Source organism: Kutzneria kofuensis (assembly GCF_014203355.1).
Lineage (GTDB): Bacteria > Actinomycetota > Actinomycetes > Mycobacteriales > Pseudonocardiaceae > Kutzneria > Kutzneria kofuensis.
Window position 1 is genome coordinate 1 of record NZ_JACHIR010000004.1, and the last position, 16,618, is coordinate 16,618.

A 16,618-nucleotide genomic window follows, 5' to 3' on the forward strand; every position below is an offset into this window, starting at 1 on the left:
CGGGCTCCGTGCTGAGGTCGAGTACGGGCAGGTCGACGGGGCGGGGCGCGTCGACCTGGACCCGCACCTCGTCCTCGGCCGGCACGTACCGGGACCGCAGCACGTCATGCCGCCGCACGACGGCCGTGAGTGCGTCGGCGAGGGCGGTCACGTCAAGGGGACCGACGATCGTGTAGCTCTGCTGAAGGGTGTGCGCCGCATTGCCGGGCACCAGTCCGTCGAGGAACCAGAACCGCTCCTGCGCGAACGAGGGCATGGTCTCGCGATACTGCGCACCGGCGGCTTCCGGCACAACCAGATCATCAGTCGCCATATGTTGTACTCCATGCTCGAACACCCCTCCGCGTCTTGTCCCATGAAAAAGGGACAGGGCCCGGAATGACACCGACGGTCACGCCCTGGCGCCGGCCAGCGCTTTGTCGAGGGCGGCGACGAGGCGCTCGAGGTGAATGTCGGTCAGCGCGGGGTGGCACGGCAGGTTGAGCTGACTTCCGAACCACAGCCGCTCCGCCGTCGGGCATTCGCCGAAATCATGTCCCCGGCTGCGCCATTCGGGCAGCAGGTGCAGCGGGAAATAACGCAGCCACATTTCGACGCCGAGGTCCTCCAGCGACCGGATCAGCGCGTTGCGGTCTATTCCGCTGCCGGGCTCGACAAAACACGTGTACAGGTGCCGGCCGTGCACGACGTCGGGCGGGACCGCCTGGATCCTGATGTCGTCGCGGTCGCGCAGGTGGTCGTCCAGCACGCCGGCCACGTGGCGGCGGCGGGCGCTCAGCTCGGCCAGCCGGCCCAGCTGCACCAGGCCGACGGCGGCCGCCGGCTCCCCCATCGTGGCGTTGGTGCCCGGGTCGCGGACGGTCACGCACTCGTGGGTGTGCGCCAGCCCCGGGTAGAGCGCCTTGGGCACCTCGTCGAACCGCGCGGTCGCGGCCCGGTACACGCCGTCGCAGTCGTTGCCGCGGATCCGAGCCACCCGCTCGGCCCAGTCGTCCCGGTCGAACGTGATCATCCCGCCCTCGCCGAGGGTGGTGATGGTCTTGGACGAGTGGAAGCTGAAGCAGCCGATGTCGGCCAGCGCGCCCGGCCGCCGGCCGCGGTAGGACGCGCCCAGCGCGTGCGCGCAGTCCTCGACCACCACGATGCCCCGGGGCCGGGTGATCGCCATGATCTCGTCCATGGGCGCGGGCAGCCCGCCGTAGTGCACCAGCATGACGGCCCGGGTGCGCGGGGTGACCAGCTCGGCCATCCGGGCCACGTCGATGTTCAGCGAGTTGGCGTCGATGTCACAGAACCGGACGGTCACCGGCAGGCCGAGCAGGGCGTGCACGGTGGCCTGGAAGGTCTGCGGGGTGGCGATCACCTCGTCGCCCGGCTGCAGGTCCAGCAGCCGGACCGCCATCTCCAGGGCGACCGTGCCGCTGGTCACCGTCAGCGCGTGCCGCGCCCCGACGTGGTCGGCGAACGCCCGCTCGAACCGGTCGCGCCACTGCCCCTGGGAGAGCCGGTCGCCCGACCGCAGCACCTCGCCGAGCACCGCCAGCTCGGGCTCGTCGAGCACGCCGCCGAGCATCGGGAACGGCACCTCGGCGGCGGCCGCCCGGCTCATTCCTGTCGACATTTCACGGCGAGTGGCGAGAGCATTCCGCCGGCGGGCGCCGTGAATTCACCCGGCGAGCCCGTCGGCAATCCGGCGGAACAGGACCCCGCCGCCGACGACCACTGGTCACGGTCGACGGGATGTGACATTTCCAGGCGCACGATCTCCCCCGAAACATCTCGATTGATTTCGCCAGACGCGCGAATCCGCATATTCGCCGAAACCGTTCCTGGCGACGGTGCCGACCGGACGTTCGGCCACGCTACCAGCTGTGTGCCGAAAGGCAAGCAGCGCGGACTCGACACGGATCGCTCCTGGCGGCCCGTTGGTTTCCGTGGCATGCTGCTGGAATCATCGCCGAGGCGCCGATGTGCGGTGGCGACCGACCGCACGGGGGAATCCGACGGGCCCGATAGCCGGGAGGGCGCGATGCTGGACGCTGAATTCTTCGACCTGACCGTGGTCGGCGGCGGCCCGGTGGGCCTGGCCGCCGCCGGGGCGGCCGCCGCGCGCGGGCTGTCGGTTCTGGTCGTGGAGCGGTTCGACTTCCACGGCGGGCACGGCAGCTCGGGCGGGGCCGAACGGCAGTGGCGGCTCCAGTACGCCGAGACCGATCTGTCCGCGCTGACGCTGCATGCCCGCACCGCTTGGCGCGACTTGGCGGCGCGCACCCGGCGCCGGGTGGTGCACGAGACCGGCAGCCTGTGGTTCGGCGACACCACGCAGAGCAGCTCGGAGGGTCAGATCGAGGCGGCCGTGGCCGTGCTGGACGAGCTGGAGATCGCCTACCAGCGGGTGGACAACGACGAGCTGCGCACCCGCTACGGGTTCCATGACCTGCCCGCGGACTACCACGGCATCCACCAGCCGCAGGGCGGCGTGCTGGACGTCGCCGCGGCGCGCTGGGCGCTGCTGGACTCGGCCGCCGGCCTCGGATGTGCCTTGCACAGCGGCGAAACGGTGCTCGACATCGCGCCGGACGGCAACGGCGTCACCGTCCACACCGACCGCGGCCGCTATCGCTGCGGGCACGTGGTGGTCACCGCGGGCGCGTGGACTCCCGCGGTGCTCGACCGGATCGGCGTGTCGGTCGACCTCACGCTGTACGAGCTGACCCAGGCGCACTTCCGGCTGCGCACGGACCGGGACTACCCGACCTGGTTCGCCTTCCAGAACGCCACCGACACCGACAGCAACCTGTTCTACGGCTTCGGCCGCACCCCGTGGGCCGACGACGACCTGGTCCAGGTGTCGCCGCTGTTCGAGGCCGACCCGATCGCCGACCCGGCCGCCGCGCGCCGCGCTCCCCGTGAGCACGATCTGCGCCGCGTGACCGAATGGGTCCGCGACCACATGCCTGATCTGGAGCCACAACCGCTGCACGCGGGCACGTGCGTCGCCGCGCTGCCCACCGACCACGGCCGGCAGTTCTACCTCGGCTCCGCCGCCGGCCTGGTGCCCGACGGCGAGCGCGTGGTGGTCTGCGCCGGCGGCTGGGGCTTCAAGTTCGTGCCCGTGTTCGGCGAGGCGTGCGTGCAGCTGGCGCTGGACGGCCGCACCCGGTACGGGTTGGAGCGCAGCGGGCTCACCGCGACGTCGGTGACCGGCGCGACCGCATAGCAGAAACCACGTCCAGCGAGCGGGAGACAGCGACCGTGCAGATCAAGGTCATCAGCGGCAGCACCGTGCGGCGGTTGGTCACCCTGGCCGACCTGGCCGGGCCGATGCGCGACGCGCTGGTCGGGTTCAGCGCCGGCACGGTGTACCAGCACCCCCGGGTGACCGCCGAGCCGAGCGACGGCGACTACGTGCTGATCATGCCGGCCGGCGGGGGCGGCAAGGTCGGCCTGAAGGTCCTCACCATGTTCGCCGCCAGCACCCAGCACGGCCTGCCCAGCGTCCAGGGCCTGGTGGTGCTGGTGGACGGCACGACCGGGCAGCCGCTGGCCCTCGTGGACGGCACGGTGATCACCGAGCTGCGCACGGCCGCGGTGTCGGCGCTGGCCACCGAACGGCTGGCGCGGGCGGACGCCCGGACGCTGGCCGTGATCGGCGCGGGTGTCCAGGCCACCGCGCATCTGGAGGCCTTGCAAGGCGTTCGCGAGTGGGACGACGTCCGGGTGCACAGCCGGACGCCCGAACGCGGCCAGCAGCTGGTGAAGCAGGCCGAGGCGTGGGGGCTGCCGGTGCGGTGGGCGCCGTCCGCCGCCGAGGCGGCCGACGGCGCGGACGTGATCTGCACCGCGACGTCCTCGTGCTCGCCGGTGATCCCGTCGGACGCGGTCGGGCCGGGCACGCACATCACCGCGGTGGGCGCTTTCGGGGCCACCTGCCGCGAGCTGCCGACCGAGGTCGTCGTGCGGGCGACGCTGTTCGCCGACAGCCACGCCTCGGTGCTGGCCGAGGCGGGCGACGTGCTGATCCCGATCGGTGAGGGCCGGCTGCCGGCCGACCCGCCGCTGACCGAGATCGGCCGGGTGCTCGCCGGCGACCATCCCGGCCGCACGGACGACGACGAGGTCACGGTGTTCAAGTCGCTGGGGCTGCCGGTGGAGGACGTGGCGGCGTGCACGCTCGTGTACGACCGCGCCCTGGCCGCGGGCGCCGGCCAGGACGTGGACTTCGACTGAACGGACGGATCGGCATCCCGATGAGCGCGCCCAGCCAGCCGGCCGCGACCGGCGCGGAACTGTTCGCCCGGCTGATCGACCCGGCCCGCCGGCACGACCCGTACCCGGTGTACGCCGAGATCCGCCGGCGCGGTCCACTGTGGATAGAGCACATGCCGGCGGTCGCGGTGGGCTCGTACCACGACTGCGAAGCCCTGATGCGCGACCCACGGCTGAGCGCGGAGCGGTGGCGGTACGCCGGGGCGACGTCGAACCACGAGCGGCTGCCGATCGACGCGCCGACGTCACTGTGGCAACCGTCCTTCCTCTCGCTGGACCCGCCGGACCACACCCGGCTGCGCCGGCTGGTGACCAAGGCCTTCACCGTGCACACGGTGACCAGGCTCGAACCGGCCATCGCCGACCTGGTGGACCGGTTGGTCGACGAGGCCGCCGACCGCGACACGTTCGACGTCATCGCCGACCTGGCCTACCCGCTGCCGGTCACGGTGATCTGCCGGATGCTGGGCGTGCCCGCCGCCGACGAGCACCTGTTCCACCGGTGGTCCTCGCAGCTCGCCCGGTTCGTCGACGGGCTCGCGCTGGCCGCCGCGGGCAGCGACGACAAGTTCGACTGGATGTCGGGCACCATCGAGATGCACCGGTACATCGAGGACCTGGTGGCACTGCGGCGCGTCGACCCCCGTGACGACCTGGTGTCGGACCTGATCGCCATCGAGGACGCCGGTGACGTGCTGACCGCCGACGAGCTGGTGTCGACGATCGTGCTGCTCCTGGTCACCGGGCACGAGACCACGATGAACCTCATCGGCAACTGCGTGCTCGCGCTGCTGCGGCACCCCGAGCACCTGGCGGCCGTGCGCGCCGACCCGACGCTGGTGCCGGCGGTCATCGAGGAGACCGTGCGCTACGACCCGCCGGTGCACCTGAGCGCCCGGGTCGCCAAGGAGGCCATGGACATCGGCGGGACCGCGGTGCCCGAGGGTGGCCTGGTGTTCCTGCTTCTGGCGGCGGCGCACCGGGACCCCGCGATGTATCCCGACCCGGACCGGTTCGACCCGACCCGAGCGCAGCCCGGACACCTCGGTTTCGGCGTCGGCATCCACTACTGCGTCGGCGCCGCGCTGGCCAAGACCCAGACCAGGCTGGCGCTGACCAGCCTGCTCCGGCGGCTGGTCGACCCGGTGCTGGCCCAGGACCCGCCGCCCTACCGGGAACACGTGAACCTGCACGGACCGAGCGCCCTTCCCTTGGCCCACAAGGGGATCAGGCCTCGGTGACCACCCGGTCCGCGGCGGTGGCGCGGACCGCCACCATCCGCAGCTCGGCCGGGTACCGCCGGCCGGCGGGATCGCGCAGCCAGAGCTGGTCCGGTCCGGGCAGCATCTCGGTGACGGTGACCGGCAGGCCCTCGCGCGCGGCCGCCCGGACCAGGCGGGCCATGTCGTCCAGCAGCGCGGGGGCGGTGAAGTCCACGTACACCGGCTTGACCTCACGCGGGGTGTGCACGAACACGTGCCGCGGCATGCCGTGCCGGCCGGCCCACTCCCGCAGGCACCGGTAGGTGTGGTCCTGCGGACGTGACCGCGGCAGCGGCACGTCGGTCGCCGGGACATGCCAGCTCTCCCGGCACACCACCACCTCGTCGATCAGCACCCGCGGCGCCCACGCGCGGCGCGCTCGCAGCGTGAACATGTTGACGCACAAGGAGGTCAGGAACTCGCCGAAGAACTCCGCGACCGGGGCCCGCCACCCGTCGGTCACGCCGACGAGCACGCCGTCGCGTTCCACCACCCGCACCGCGGTGGCCGGCACGGCGGCGACGCCGTGTTCGTGCCCGTGGTCCGCGCCGAACGACCAGTAGTGGAATCCGCCCGGCGGGTCCAGCGCCGGCGGCGGGTAGGTGCGGGAGTTGTTGGCCACGCCGTCGTGCGGGTACAGCGGCACCACCCGACCGGCCGCGAAGTCCCGCGCCGTCGCGTCCACAAGGGACGGACGGTCGGCGCACTGCGTCGCGAACAGCCGGCTCTCCAAGGTGTTCAGCGCGACGTGCAACTCGCCGAGCACCCAGAGATGGCCGCCGTCGGGCTGCCGGGCCAGCATCAGGTCGGGGGTGTGGTGCCGGGCGGCGGCCCAGCACGGCGTCCGTTCCGGGAACAGGGCGTCGACGAGACCGCGCAGTCCCGCCGTGGTCAGGCGGACCGGCCCGGTCGCGGCGTCCGGCAGGATCTCCGCCCAGCGCAGCTGGAAGTCCTCGTGTACGGCGGCGACGATGTCGTTGCCGGGAACCAGCACGTCGGTGACCGCGGCCTGGAGCTCGGCCAGTGTGACCACTTCGCGGCGCATCGCGTGCAACGCCTTGGCCATGTGCCTCTCGACCACGTCGCCGACCTCCGCGGCGACCCAGTCGGCGGCGCGCAGCAGCAGACCGAGCGGGCCGGCGAGCGCTGCCAGCAGCGGCTCGCCCAGCTCGACGTCCAGGTCCCGCCGGCAGTCCAGGTACACCGAGGTCCGGCCGAGGTCGTGACGGGAGATGGTCCGGGTGGCGGTGCCGCCCGCGGCCCGGACGGCTGTGGCCAGCTCCCCCATCGCCGCGTGCAGCTGCGCGGGGGCCGTGGCCGTCGCGGCCACCCTGGCCCGGGCGGCGTCCAACTCGTCCAACCGGACCAGGAGATCGCCGCGGACCCGGCCGTCCGGGATCTCGGCCACCTGCTCGCGCAGGCGCCGCTCGGGGTGTTCGTCGAACGGGATCAGGAACCCGACCTGGAGCACGCCGGCCGCGCACAGCTCCTCGGCGGCCTCGGTGAGCGTGGACGCGGCGAGACCGCTCGTCGCGGCGGCGTCGGCGACCAGCATCGAGAGTGTCTGCTTCGGCGCGAGCGCGGCGAGCAGCGCGGCCGCCGCCCCGTCGAGGTTCCGGGGCGGCCGGCGCGGCCGCAGCAGCCGCCCATAGTCCACAGTGGACGCCGGATGCAGTCGGACCGGCAGGTGCGGCCGGACTTCCGGCCGCTCACCCCACGACCGGGCCAGTTCGACGATCGCCCACACCTCGAAGGAGACCGTGCTGTCCCGCAGGCCGAGCGTGCCCCGCCAGGACAGCGGGGCCGCCGCGTCGGTGAACGTTCCCCACGCGACCGGCCCGAAGAAGCCGATGGACTCGTTCTTCGTCGCGTAGCGCTGGGCGTACCGGGCGATCACCCGTTCCCGTTCGTTGCGCCGGGAAAGGGGTGGGCGTTCGCCGCTTCGGGCCAGTGCCGCCAGCCGGTGCGCCCAGGTGTCGACCACCGACGGGTTCTGCCAGGTCAGCGCGGCCATGAACGTGTCGTCCGCCAACGCGGACCACACCGCCTCGGTGGTCGCCGCCCGCGCCGCCGGCTCGTCGTCGGGCCGGTCGACGGCGAACGTGTCGACGAACTCCACCGGCAGGCCGGTGCTGCGCACGGCGTACCGCCGCCACAGTGACCACCGGCCGTCCAGCGGCACCAGATGACTGTCCACTTCAGACTGCACGGGCGTCGCGCACCAGGGCGGCCAGCGCGTCGACGGTCGGGTGGTCGAAGACCGCGCCGATGCCGAACTCGATCTTGAACACGTCCCGGATGCGGCCCATCAGCTGCACCGCGCTCATCGAGTCGCCGCCGAGGTCGAAGAAGTCGCCGCCGGCGTCGAACGACGCCACGCCGAGCACCTCGGCCCACAGCTCGCGTAGCCGATTCTCGACCGACTCCCCGTCGGGCGCCGGCACCGCCGCCACGGGCGCGGGCACGACCGGGGCGGCCGACGGCTTCGCGGCCGCCGCCAGCACCTGCGCCGGCGATGCCACCTCGGCCGCGCCGGCGTCGACGCGGGCCAGCGGCACCGGCGTGTCGTTCTCGAACGGCCGGACGAGCACATGTGCCGGCGTCCGGGCAGACAGCAGGTCCAGCAGGAGCCGGACGCCCTGCTCCGGGGCCAGGCCGCGGCCGGTGCCCGGCACGGGGGCGACCCGAGCCGGTGGCGCCTCCGGGGCGGTCGCCGGCGTCCGCGTGGCGAAGGAATGCCGGTCGGCCCGGCGCATGGTGAAGCCCTCGATCTCGCCGATCACCGTGCCGTCCGGTCCGATCAGGTCGATGTCGCCGACGATCGTGCGGTCGGTGCCCTCCCGGCGGTGGATCCGGCTGTGCATGACGCCGGGCAGCGGCGCGTGCACCGTGAACCGGCGGTACATGAACGGCAGGTGCAGCCCGTCCTGGTCGGGGTCGCGCATGATCGAAGTAGCCAGGTCGAGCAGCGCGGGGTGCAGCGGGTGCACGGCCAGATCCGGCCGGAACGGCTCCGGCAGCGACAGGCTGACCAGCTTGGCCGACCCGGCCGCCCAGACCCCGGTCATGCTGTCCCAGCGCGGGCCGAGGTTGAACATGCGGGTGCTGGACATCACCACGTTCGGGATCTCCTGCTGGTCGAGCGCGGCGCGGACCTCGTCCACCGCGACCGTGCGGCCCGACCCGGCCGCCCCGGCCGGCGCCGAGACGAATCCGCTGGTGTGGTCCTGCCACGGCTCGTCCGAGCCAGCCGCGCGGGAGGCGACGGTGAACCGGCGCCGGTCCCCGTCCTCGACGAACCGGACCCGGACCTCCTGCTCACGGCGCACCGCGAGCGGCTGGCCGAGCGTCACGTCCTCGAACACGACCGTGCCGTCCGGCCGGAGGTCGAACACCTCGCGGAAGGCGCGGATGACGAGGTCGAGCTGGCCGGTGCCGGGCAGCACCGGCCGGCCGTCCACGCGGTGCTCGTCCAGCGCCCAGCAGCGGTCCGGAGCCAGCGTGGTGAGGTGATCGCGGGTGCCGGCCGGCGGCTCGTCACCGGACGGGCCCACCAGCGCCTTCGCCATGCCGACGGTGCGCCAGGCCGGCCAGCCGATGCTCAGCACGCGCTCGCCGCCCCGGCCCCACCGGCTGGCGGCGTACGCGTCGAGGAACGCGTTGGCCGCCGCGTAGTCGCCGTTGCCGACCATGCCGGCCAGCGCGGACCGGCTGGAGAAGGAGACGAGGAAGTCCAGCGGGGCCCGGCCGGCGAACGCCTCGGCCAGCGCCAGCACGCCCTGCACCTTCGGCCGGCAGACCCGCTGCACGTCGGCCCGGTCGCGGACGGCCAGCATGCCGCCGCCGGGCACGCCGGCCAGGTGCAGCACGCCGTTGACCGGACCGAAGTGGGCGGTCGTGATGTCGAGCATGCGGGCCAGCGCCCGTGCGTCGGCGATGTCGCACGCGTGCACCCGCACCTGCGCGCCCAGCGCCTCCATCTCCGCGATCGCCGCCGCCGTGCCGTCCTCGTCGGACGGCAGGCCGGACCGCCCGGCCAGCACCAGGCGGGGCCGCAGCCCGGTGCCCGCCAGGCCCTTGGCGACCGCCACGCCCAGCCCGCCCAGGCCACCGGTGATCAGGTACACCCCGCCGCGGCGCAGCGAGGTCCCGTCGGGTCGGGGCTGCCAGGGCAGTTCGCGCGGCACCCAGCGCCGCCCGGCCCGCAGCGCGACGACGACCTCGTCGGGCTCGGCGCCGAGTTCGTCGACCAGGTCCTCCTCGCCGACCGGCGCGATGTCGAGCAGCCGGCAGGCCACGCCGGGCATCTCCGCGGCGAGCGTGCGCAGGTGCGCCGGCAGGACCGCCTTCGCCGGATGTGCGCCCTCACCGCCGGAGACATCCACCGCACCGTTCGTCACGACGAGCACGCCGGGCAGCCGGCCGTCGGTGTCCGGCGCCGCGCCGGCCGCGTTGACCAGTGCCTGCAACGAGTGGAACGCCAAGTCCAGTTGGGCGGTCGCGTTGTCGACGCCGACCGGCTCCCACTCGCCCAGCGCCCAGCCGTGCACCAGCAGTCGGGGCGAGCGGCCGGTCGCGGCCAGCGCGGCAACGACGGCCGCCAGATCCGCCTGCTCGCCCGGGCGGACGTGGAACTCGGTGTCACCGGCCACGAAGCCGCTGCCCGGCCGTACCCGGACGACCTGGTAGCCGCGTCGCTGCAGGGCCAGGACCAGGGGCAACGCCGTCGCCTGGTCCTCGGGCACCAGGGCGAGCGCGCACTGGCCCGTGGCCGGATCGACCGGCCGGCCCGCCCGCGCCCGTTCCGTCCAGGTGACGGTCGCATACGGCGACGCCTCCGCCGGCGTGCCGGTGGCCACCGGGACCGTATCGTCCGATGTGGACGGTTCGGACTCGGTCGGCGGCTGGTACGGGGCGGCCGGTCCGGTCTTGGGGTCGATCCAGTACCGGCTGCGCTGGTACGGGTATCCCGGGACGGGCACCCGCCGCAGCGGCTCGTCCGGCCGCAGCGCCGCCCAATCCGGCTGCTGGCCCAGCTCCCACAACGCCGCGAGGGCGTCGAGGAACGAGCGTTCGTCGTCACGCACCGAGCGGTCGCCGCGCGGCAGCAACGCCCGCACCGTCGAGTCGCCCTGCCGCACCGCATCGTGCTTGCGCACCACACCCGTGAGCACCTGGTTCGGCCCGACCTCCAGCAGGACGTGCATGCCGCTGGCCACCGCCGAGCCGACCGCCTCGTCGAACCGCACCGGCTCGACCAGCTGGCGCGCCCAGAACTCGGGGTCGGTCGCCTCCGGCGCGGTCAGTTCCCGTCCGGTCGCCGCGGAGTACAGCGTGATCGCCGGCTCGTTCAGGGTCACCCCGTCAAAACCGGCGACGAACGGCGCCACGGCGCCGCGCATGGCCTCGCTGTGGAAGGCGTGCGAGGTGGGCACGACGGTGACCGTCAGGCCGGCCGCCCTCAGCGCGTCCACTGCCGGCGTCGGGTCGGCGGGGCCGGCGAGCACCAACTGCTGGGGACCGTTCACCACCGCGACGGTGAATCCCTCGGGCAGCAGCGGGGTGACGGTGGCCTCGTCGGCCCGGACCGCGATCATGGCGCCGGCCGGCTGGTCCTGCATGAGCTTGCCGCGCAACGCGGTCAGCCGGAGCGCGTCCTCCACGCCGATCACGCCCGCGACGGTGGCAGCGACCAGCTCGCCGACGCTGTGGCCGAGCACGGCCCGCGGCCGGATACCCGACTCGATGAGCGTCCGCGCGAGCGAGTACTCCACGGCGAAGAGCAACGGCTGTGCGTACGCGGTGGGGCGCAACGCTTCGTCGTCGCCTTCCAGCCACAACTGCGCGAGCCGGGGGCCGTCGTCCAAAGCGGCCAGGCAGCGGTCCATCTCTGCGGTGAACACGGCGTTCTGCCGGTAGAGCCCGGCGGCCATCCGCGCGTGCTGGGAACCCTGTCCGGGGAACATGAACACTACGTCACGGGGCAGCGGCGCCGTCTCGGGCGACCGCGCCAGCCGCAGTGCCTCGGCCGCCTCGGCCCGGCTGGCCGCCACCACCGCGGCCCGCACCGGATGGGCGGTCCGTCCCTGCTGCAGCGTCGCCACGGCGTCGGCGAACAGGTCGTCCGGCGCGTCGGCGAGGAAGTCCGCGAGCCTGGTCCGGCTCTCCTCGGCGGCCGCGGCGTTGCGCGCCGACCACACGACGATCCTCGGCCGGCCGCGGTCCGGCGTGCGCATCCGCGCCGGTCCCTCGCCGATCACCAGGTGCGCGTTCGCGCCGCCGACGCCGAACGAGCTGATCCCCGCGTACCGGGGCTTGTCCGGGTCGCGCGGCCACGCCCGCAGCTCACTGTTGACGTAGAACGGGGTCTTGTCCAACTCCAGCCGCGGATTGGGCTCGGTGAAGTTGATGCTCGGCGGCAGCTCCTCGGCGTCCAGCGCCATCGCCAGCTTGATCAGCCCGGCCACGCCGGAGGTGGGCACGGTGTGCCCGATGTTGCCCTTGACCGAGCCGATGCCGATCGAGCCGGGGGCCAGCTCACTGTCCGACAGCGACCGGTACGCCCGGTTCAGCGCCGTGACCTCGATCGGGTCGCCGACCGCGGTCGCCGTGCCGTGCGCCTCCACGTACGAGATGTCCGCGGGGGTCAGCCCGGCGACGCTCATCGCCTGGACGATCGCCGCCGACTGGCCGGTGACGCTCGGCGCGCTGAAGCTCATCTTGTCGCGGCCGTCGTCGTTCAGCGCGGTCCCGTGGATCACCGCGCGGATGTGGTCGCCGTCGGCCACCGCGTCCGACAACCGTTTGAGGACCACCATCCCGGCGCCGTTGGTGAAGATGGTGCCGTTGGCCGCCGCGTCGAACGGCCGGCAGTGCCCGTCCCGCGACCGCACGCTGCCCGGTCCCCAGCGGTACCCGTGACCGTAGGGCAGCTCGACGTTCGCGGCACCGGCGAGTGCCATGTCGCACTCCCCCATCACCAGCGACTGGCACGCCAGGTGCACCGCCACCAGCGAGCTGGAGCAGGCGGTCAGCACGGTCAGCGCCGGGCCGTGCAGGTCGAGGTTGTACGAGGTGTAGGTGGTGATGTAGTCGGGGTTGTTGAACACCACGTTCGTCGCGTCGTGCTGCTGCAGGCGCCCGTTGATGTACAGGTCGGTGTACCGGGTCAGGCCGGTCGCCCCGAACACGCCCACGTCCCGGGTCATCGTGGTCGGGTCCAGCCCCGCGTCCTCGAGCGCGGCGTGGCTGACCTCCAGCGTCAGCTTCAGCTGCGGGTCGCTGAACCGCGCCTCGCGGGCCGTCATCCCGAAGAAGTCCGCGTCGAAGTCCCGCACGTGCGGGACCAGGCCCGCGGCCCGCACGTAGTACTCGTCGGCCACTTCCGCCGGCGTCGCGCCCTCGGCGAGCAGCTCCTGCTCGGACAGCTGGGTGATGGACTCGGTGCCCGCTCGGAGGTTGCGCCAGTACTCCCGGGCGTCCCGCGCGCCGGGCAACCGGGCGCCGACGCCGATGATCGCGATCGCCTCGAGGGAATCGTCCACAGCCAAGCCCCATTCCCCATCGTCCTCATGCGACAGCGGGGTGATCCGGCCGTGCGGGCGACGAACCGCGGCCGCCGAGGTCGACGCCGTCCGTTCCCGCGCGACGGCGCCGCACCCGTACGGACCGGACACCACTACCCAGTGCCGCATCCCGTAGGTCTCGAACCCCGACCCTATACAAGCCCCTCGCAGCAAAGGGAAAACGCGCTGTCCCCAAAAAAAATGACAGCGCCGGCTTCGTACCCGCCTCGGCGAGGGGCGCGAGCAGGCGGTCGTAACCCGCTCCGAACTCCTCCACGGGGATCACCTGCCCTTCGGGTCCAGCGTGTGCCAGCCCATGTCGTCGACCCCGACGAGGATCGACACCACGTCCGGGCCCCGGAAACCCCAGGCCCGCCCGGCGACCTCGGCGGCGACGCGGGTCTTGCCGGCCCCCGCCGGTCCCGTGACCAACACGAGCCCACCCCGGCCGGCGCGGGCGCGATCCAGTGCGGCGCCGAGCTCGGTGAGCACGGCACTACGGCCGGTGAACGGAAGCGCCTCCACCGTCGATCCTCTCGCCGCCGTCGAGCGTAGGCGCGATCCGCCGCCGCGGCACCGTGGCCGCGCCGGTTTCGAGTGGGCGGACGAGCGCGTTCAGGTTTTCGGGTTCACGACAACCCCCGCGGTCTCTTTCCGCGCCGGTAAGGCTGACGGATCGTCCGCCACGGCGGTCGGGCGCGTCGATGCCGCAGGTGGGTGGAGGTCCAACTGCCGGTCGAGAGTGATGGCGGCGTCGATGAGGGCGAGGTGGGTGAACGCCTGGGGGAAATTGCCGATCTGTTCGCCGGTGAGGGCGATCTCCTCCGAGTACAGGCCGAGGTGGTTCGCGTAGGTGAGCATCTTCTCGAAAACGACGCGGGCCTTGTCGAGCCGGCCGGCGCGCGCGAGGGAGTCGACGTAGGCGAAGGTGCACAGGGAGAACGTGCCCTCCGAGCCGCGAAGCCCGTCCGGTGAGGCCGCGGGGTCGTACCGGTACACCAGACTGTCGGTGACGAGCTCGCGGTCCATCGCGTCCAACGTGGACAGCCACATCGGGTCGGTCGGGGCGATGAACCCGACCGCGGTCATCCGCAGCAGCGACGCGTCGAGCACATCGGTCTCGTAGTGCTGGCGGAACGCCTGCCGGCTGGCACTCCAGCCTCGATCCATGACCTGGTCGTAGATCGCGTCGCGCTGCTCGCGCCAGCGGTCCACCGGGGCCGGTCGTCCGTGTTCGGTGGCGAGCCGGATGCCACGATCGAGTGCCACCCAGTTCATGAGCCGGCCGTAGGTGAAGTCCTGGCGTCCGCCCCGGGTCTCCCAGATGCCTTCCTCGGCCTGATCCCAGTTCTCGCTGACCCAGTTCAGGATGTCGGACACCACCCGCCATCCGTGGTGGCCGGTGAGGATGCCGTGCCGGTCACCGACCCAGATGCTGTCGAGCGCCTCGCCGTAGATGTCGAGCTGCAACTGGTCGGCCGCGTCATTGCCGATGCGGACCGGCGCCGAGCCACGGTAACCCTCCCAGTCGGCAAGGATTTCCTCGGTGAGATCCGAGGAACCGTCGACGCGGTACATGACCTTCAACGGCCGGCCGGCACCGGCCTGCTCGTCGACACGGTGCGCCAGCCAGCGTCCCAGGGCGGCGGCTTCCTCGGAGAAACCGAGCCCGAGCAGCGAGTAGACCGAGAACGACGCATCCCGGACCCAGGTGTAGCGATAGTCCCAGTTCCGTTCACCGCCGATCTGTTCCGGCAGTCCCGCCGTGGGCGCGGCCACGAACGCGCCGCTCGGCGCATAGGTCATCAGCTTCAGCGTGATCGCGGAGCGGTTCAGCGCCTCGCGCCACCTGCCCCGGTATGTCGACCGGCCGATCCACGACTTCCAGAAGTCCACCGTCTCCTCGAGCAGCCGCCACGCCTCGGCCACCGGGATCTGACGGATCGGGCCGGCGACCCCGGTCTCCAGCACCAGACCCCGCGTCAGCCCGGCTCGCAGGGTGGCCTCCCCGTGCACGTTGCCGTGGTCGTCCACACGCGCCCGTGCGAGGTACTCGTCCTCGGGATCCCTGATCAAGTTCGCCGTCATCGACGTTCCGGTCCTGCCCTCGAAGACCGCGCCGTCCGGCATCAGCCGCGTCTCGTGCGGCTCGCGTCCGTAATCGAACCGCGGCGCGATGTCGAAGGAGAAGGTCATCTCCCCACGGACACAGCGCAGCAACCGAACCAGCTGGTGGCGAGCCGTGGCCACCGTGCCGGTGACCGGCATGAAGTCGATGACCTCGCCCACCCCGGCCTCGGTCATGAAGCGGGTGACCAGAACCGCGGTGTCCGGGTAGTAGAGCTGCTTGCTGGTGAACACCTTGACGGTGGGACGGATCCGGCAGTGCCCGCCGCGACGCTGGTCGAGCAGGGCCCCGAAGGTGCTGGGCGAGTCGAACCGAGGGGCGCAGAACCAGTCGACCGTGCCATCGGTGGCCACCAGCGCGGAGGTCTGCAGGTCGCCGATGAGGCCGTGGTCGGCGATCAGCGGGTAGTCGGACATGGTTCTCGTGTCCTTTCGGTTCGCTGCCGGAAAACCGCGTCGATGGGGAAAGATTGCGGAGAGCGCGCTTCGGGCCAGTGTCGAAGTGGCATCACCACGGCACCTCACCCGGGGGAGATGAGACCGGACAGTGTCCAGCTGGGCGAGATGGACCGCTCCGCGCCCTTCAGTGCAGGTGAACCAGAACGAAGTTCTTCATCAGGATCATGACCACGCCGAGCAGCCCGGCCGCACACGTCGCCCCGATCAGCTTCGGCCCACGAAGCCGGGCGACCCGTGCGGCCGACCACGCGTGGTACACCAGCAGCACGACCGCCGCGGCGAGCCCGGCGTTGGCCGCGGTCACCGGCGAGGCGCCGGCCAGCCGGACCAGCAGCAGCACGGCGAGCGGGACGTAGGAGGCCGTCACCATGGGCCAGGTGGCGCGCAGCTCCGCGACAACCTGCGCCGTCCCGGGGAACTTTCCGTCGTGGACGTGCGCGCCCAGCAGTTCCGCGTATTCCTCGGCCGTCCAGTAGACCAGGAGCGTGACCACGACCGCGACCGCGAGGGGCAGAGTGGGCAGCTGCCCGCCCGCGGCGGTCAGGATGGCCGCGGTGACGATCGCTCCGTAGATTCCCGCCGCCCGGCGCCGCCCCGCGATCCGTTCAGCCGTTTGATCGGCCACGTGTCGCCTCCTCTGTCCGAAGTGGACGAATAGCGATGGAGGCTCGGTCCGGGACACGAATGTCGCCGGCGGGTCCCCACCGCCCGGTGTGACCGTGGGCCCGAGGCTCCTTCACGGGTGCGAGGCTAGGGCGGCGGCACCGCGCCCTGCTCATCCCGGCGGGGTGGCCGGAACGGCGAGTTCCTCATCCGGCCGGGGTGATACGACTTCCGCCCGGTTGAGTTCTCGAGGCCCGTCAAGACTCGTGGGTAGGGTATTTCGAACGCTTCGACGCCGCTCGAATCGAGGTCCGCACAGTGTGGCCGGCCCGA

The 16,618-nt window shown here is 72.5% G+C and carries 10 protein-coding genes; 3 read left to right on the plus strand and 7 right to left on the minus strand.

Going from position 1 to position 16,618, the window contains the following annotated elements; genetic code table 11:
* Together BJ998_RS44920 and BJ998_RS44925 are read right to left on the minus strand one after the other, a co-directional pair.
* Positions 1-313, minus strand: a 313-nt coding sequence (locus BJ998_RS44920; protein WP_184870325.1) for a condensation domain-containing protein, incomplete at its 3' end; no start/stop codon positions are given.
* Positions 314-391: 78 nt separating this feature from the next.
* The gene (locus BJ998_RS44925) at positions 392-1,621 is read right to left on the minus strand and encodes a DegT/DnrJ/EryC1/StrS aminotransferase family protein (RefSeq protein WP_246490212.1); all 1,230 of its coding nucleotides are present in this window, start codon (positions 1,619-1,621) and stop codon (positions 392-394) included.
* Between the two features lie 408 nt (positions 1,622-2,029).
* Here BJ998_RS44925 and BJ998_RS44930 point away from each other — a divergent pair, with 408 nt between their 5' ends.
* The 3 genes from BJ998_RS44930 to BJ998_RS44940 are packed head-to-tail and all read left to right on the plus strand — an operon-like array spanning position 2,030 to position 5,510.
* The gene (locus tag BJ998_RS44930) at positions 2,030-3,220 is read left to right on the plus strand and encodes an FAD-dependent oxidoreductase (protein WP_184870326.1); all 1,191 of its coding nucleotides are present in this window, start codon (positions 2,030-2,032) and stop codon (positions 3,218-3,220) included.
* 35 nt (positions 3,221-3,255) lie between these two features.
* Positions 3,256-4,230, plus strand: a complete 975-nt coding sequence (locus tag BJ998_RS44935; protein WP_184870327.1) for an ornithine cyclodeaminase family protein — start codon at positions 3,256-3,258, stop codon at positions 4,228-4,230.
* 20 nt (positions 4,231-4,250) lie between these two features.
* Positions 4,251-5,510, plus strand: coding sequence for a cytochrome P450 (locus tag BJ998_RS44940; RefSeq protein ID WP_184870328.1), 1,260 nt, complete (start codon positions 4,251-4,253; stop codon positions 5,508-5,510).
* Here BJ998_RS44940 and BJ998_RS44945 read toward each other — a convergent pair.
* The 5 genes from BJ998_RS44945 to BJ998_RS44965 form a co-directional block, all read right to left on the minus strand.
* Positions 5,497-7,740 carry a lantibiotic dehydratase gene (locus BJ998_RS44945; RefSeq protein ID WP_184870329.1) on the minus strand — a complete coding sequence of 748 codons (2,244 nt, stop codon included), beginning with the start codon at positions 7,738-7,740 and terminating at the stop codon, positions 5,497-5,499. The two genes, BJ998_RS44940 and BJ998_RS44945, sit on opposite strands and share 14 nt — an antisense overlap.
* Positions 7,730-13,225, minus strand: coding sequence for a type I polyketide synthase (locus tag BJ998_RS44950; RefSeq protein WP_184870330.1), 5,496 nt, complete (start codon positions 13,223-13,225; stop codon positions 7,730-7,732). Before BJ998_RS44950 ends, BJ998_RS44945 begins: the two co-directional genes overlap by 11 nt.
* A gap of 153 nt (positions 13,226-13,378) precedes the next feature.
* Entirely contained in the window at positions 13,379-13,621 is a 243-nt protein-coding gene (locus BJ998_RS44955; RefSeq protein WP_184870331.1) for an ATP-binding protein, read from the minus strand.
* A gap of 90 nt (positions 13,622-13,711) precedes the next feature.
* Positions 13,712-15,640 (minus strand): glycoside hydrolase family 15 protein, encoded by a 1,929-nt coding sequence (locus BJ998_RS44960; protein ID WP_184870332.1) that lies wholly within the window; start codon positions 15,638-15,640, stop codon positions 13,712-13,714.
* 166 nt (positions 15,641-15,806) lie between these two features.
* Positions 15,807-16,307 carry a hypothetical protein gene (locus BJ998_RS44965; protein WP_184870333.1) on the minus strand — a complete coding sequence of 167 codons (501 nt, stop codon included), beginning with the start codon at positions 16,305-16,307 and terminating at the stop codon, positions 15,807-15,809.
* Positions 16,308-16,618: the final 311 nt, after the last annotated feature.

Excerpts from the sequence above, each read along its gene's own strand:
- BJ998_RS44930 (WP_184870326.1), top strand. The coding sequence starts at position 2,030 with ATGCTGGACGCTGAATTCTTCGACCTGACCGTGGTCGGCGGCGGCCCG.
- BJ998_RS44925 (WP_246490212.1), bottom strand. The coding sequence starts at position 1,621 with ATGTCGACAGGAATGAGCCGGGCGGCCGCCGCCGAGGTGCCGTTCCCG.
- BJ998_RS44940 (WP_184870328.1), top strand. The coding sequence starts at position 4,251 with ATGAGCGCGCCCAGCCAGCCGGCCGCGACCGGCGCGGAACTGTTCGCC.
- BJ998_RS44950 (WP_184870330.1), bottom strand. The coding sequence starts at position 13,225 with ATGCGGCACTGGGTAGTGGTGTCCGGTCCGTACGGGTGCGGCGCCGTC.
- BJ998_RS44960 (WP_184870332.1), bottom strand. The coding sequence starts at position 15,640 with ATGTCCGACTACCCGCTGATCGCCGACCACGGCCTCATCGGCGACCTG.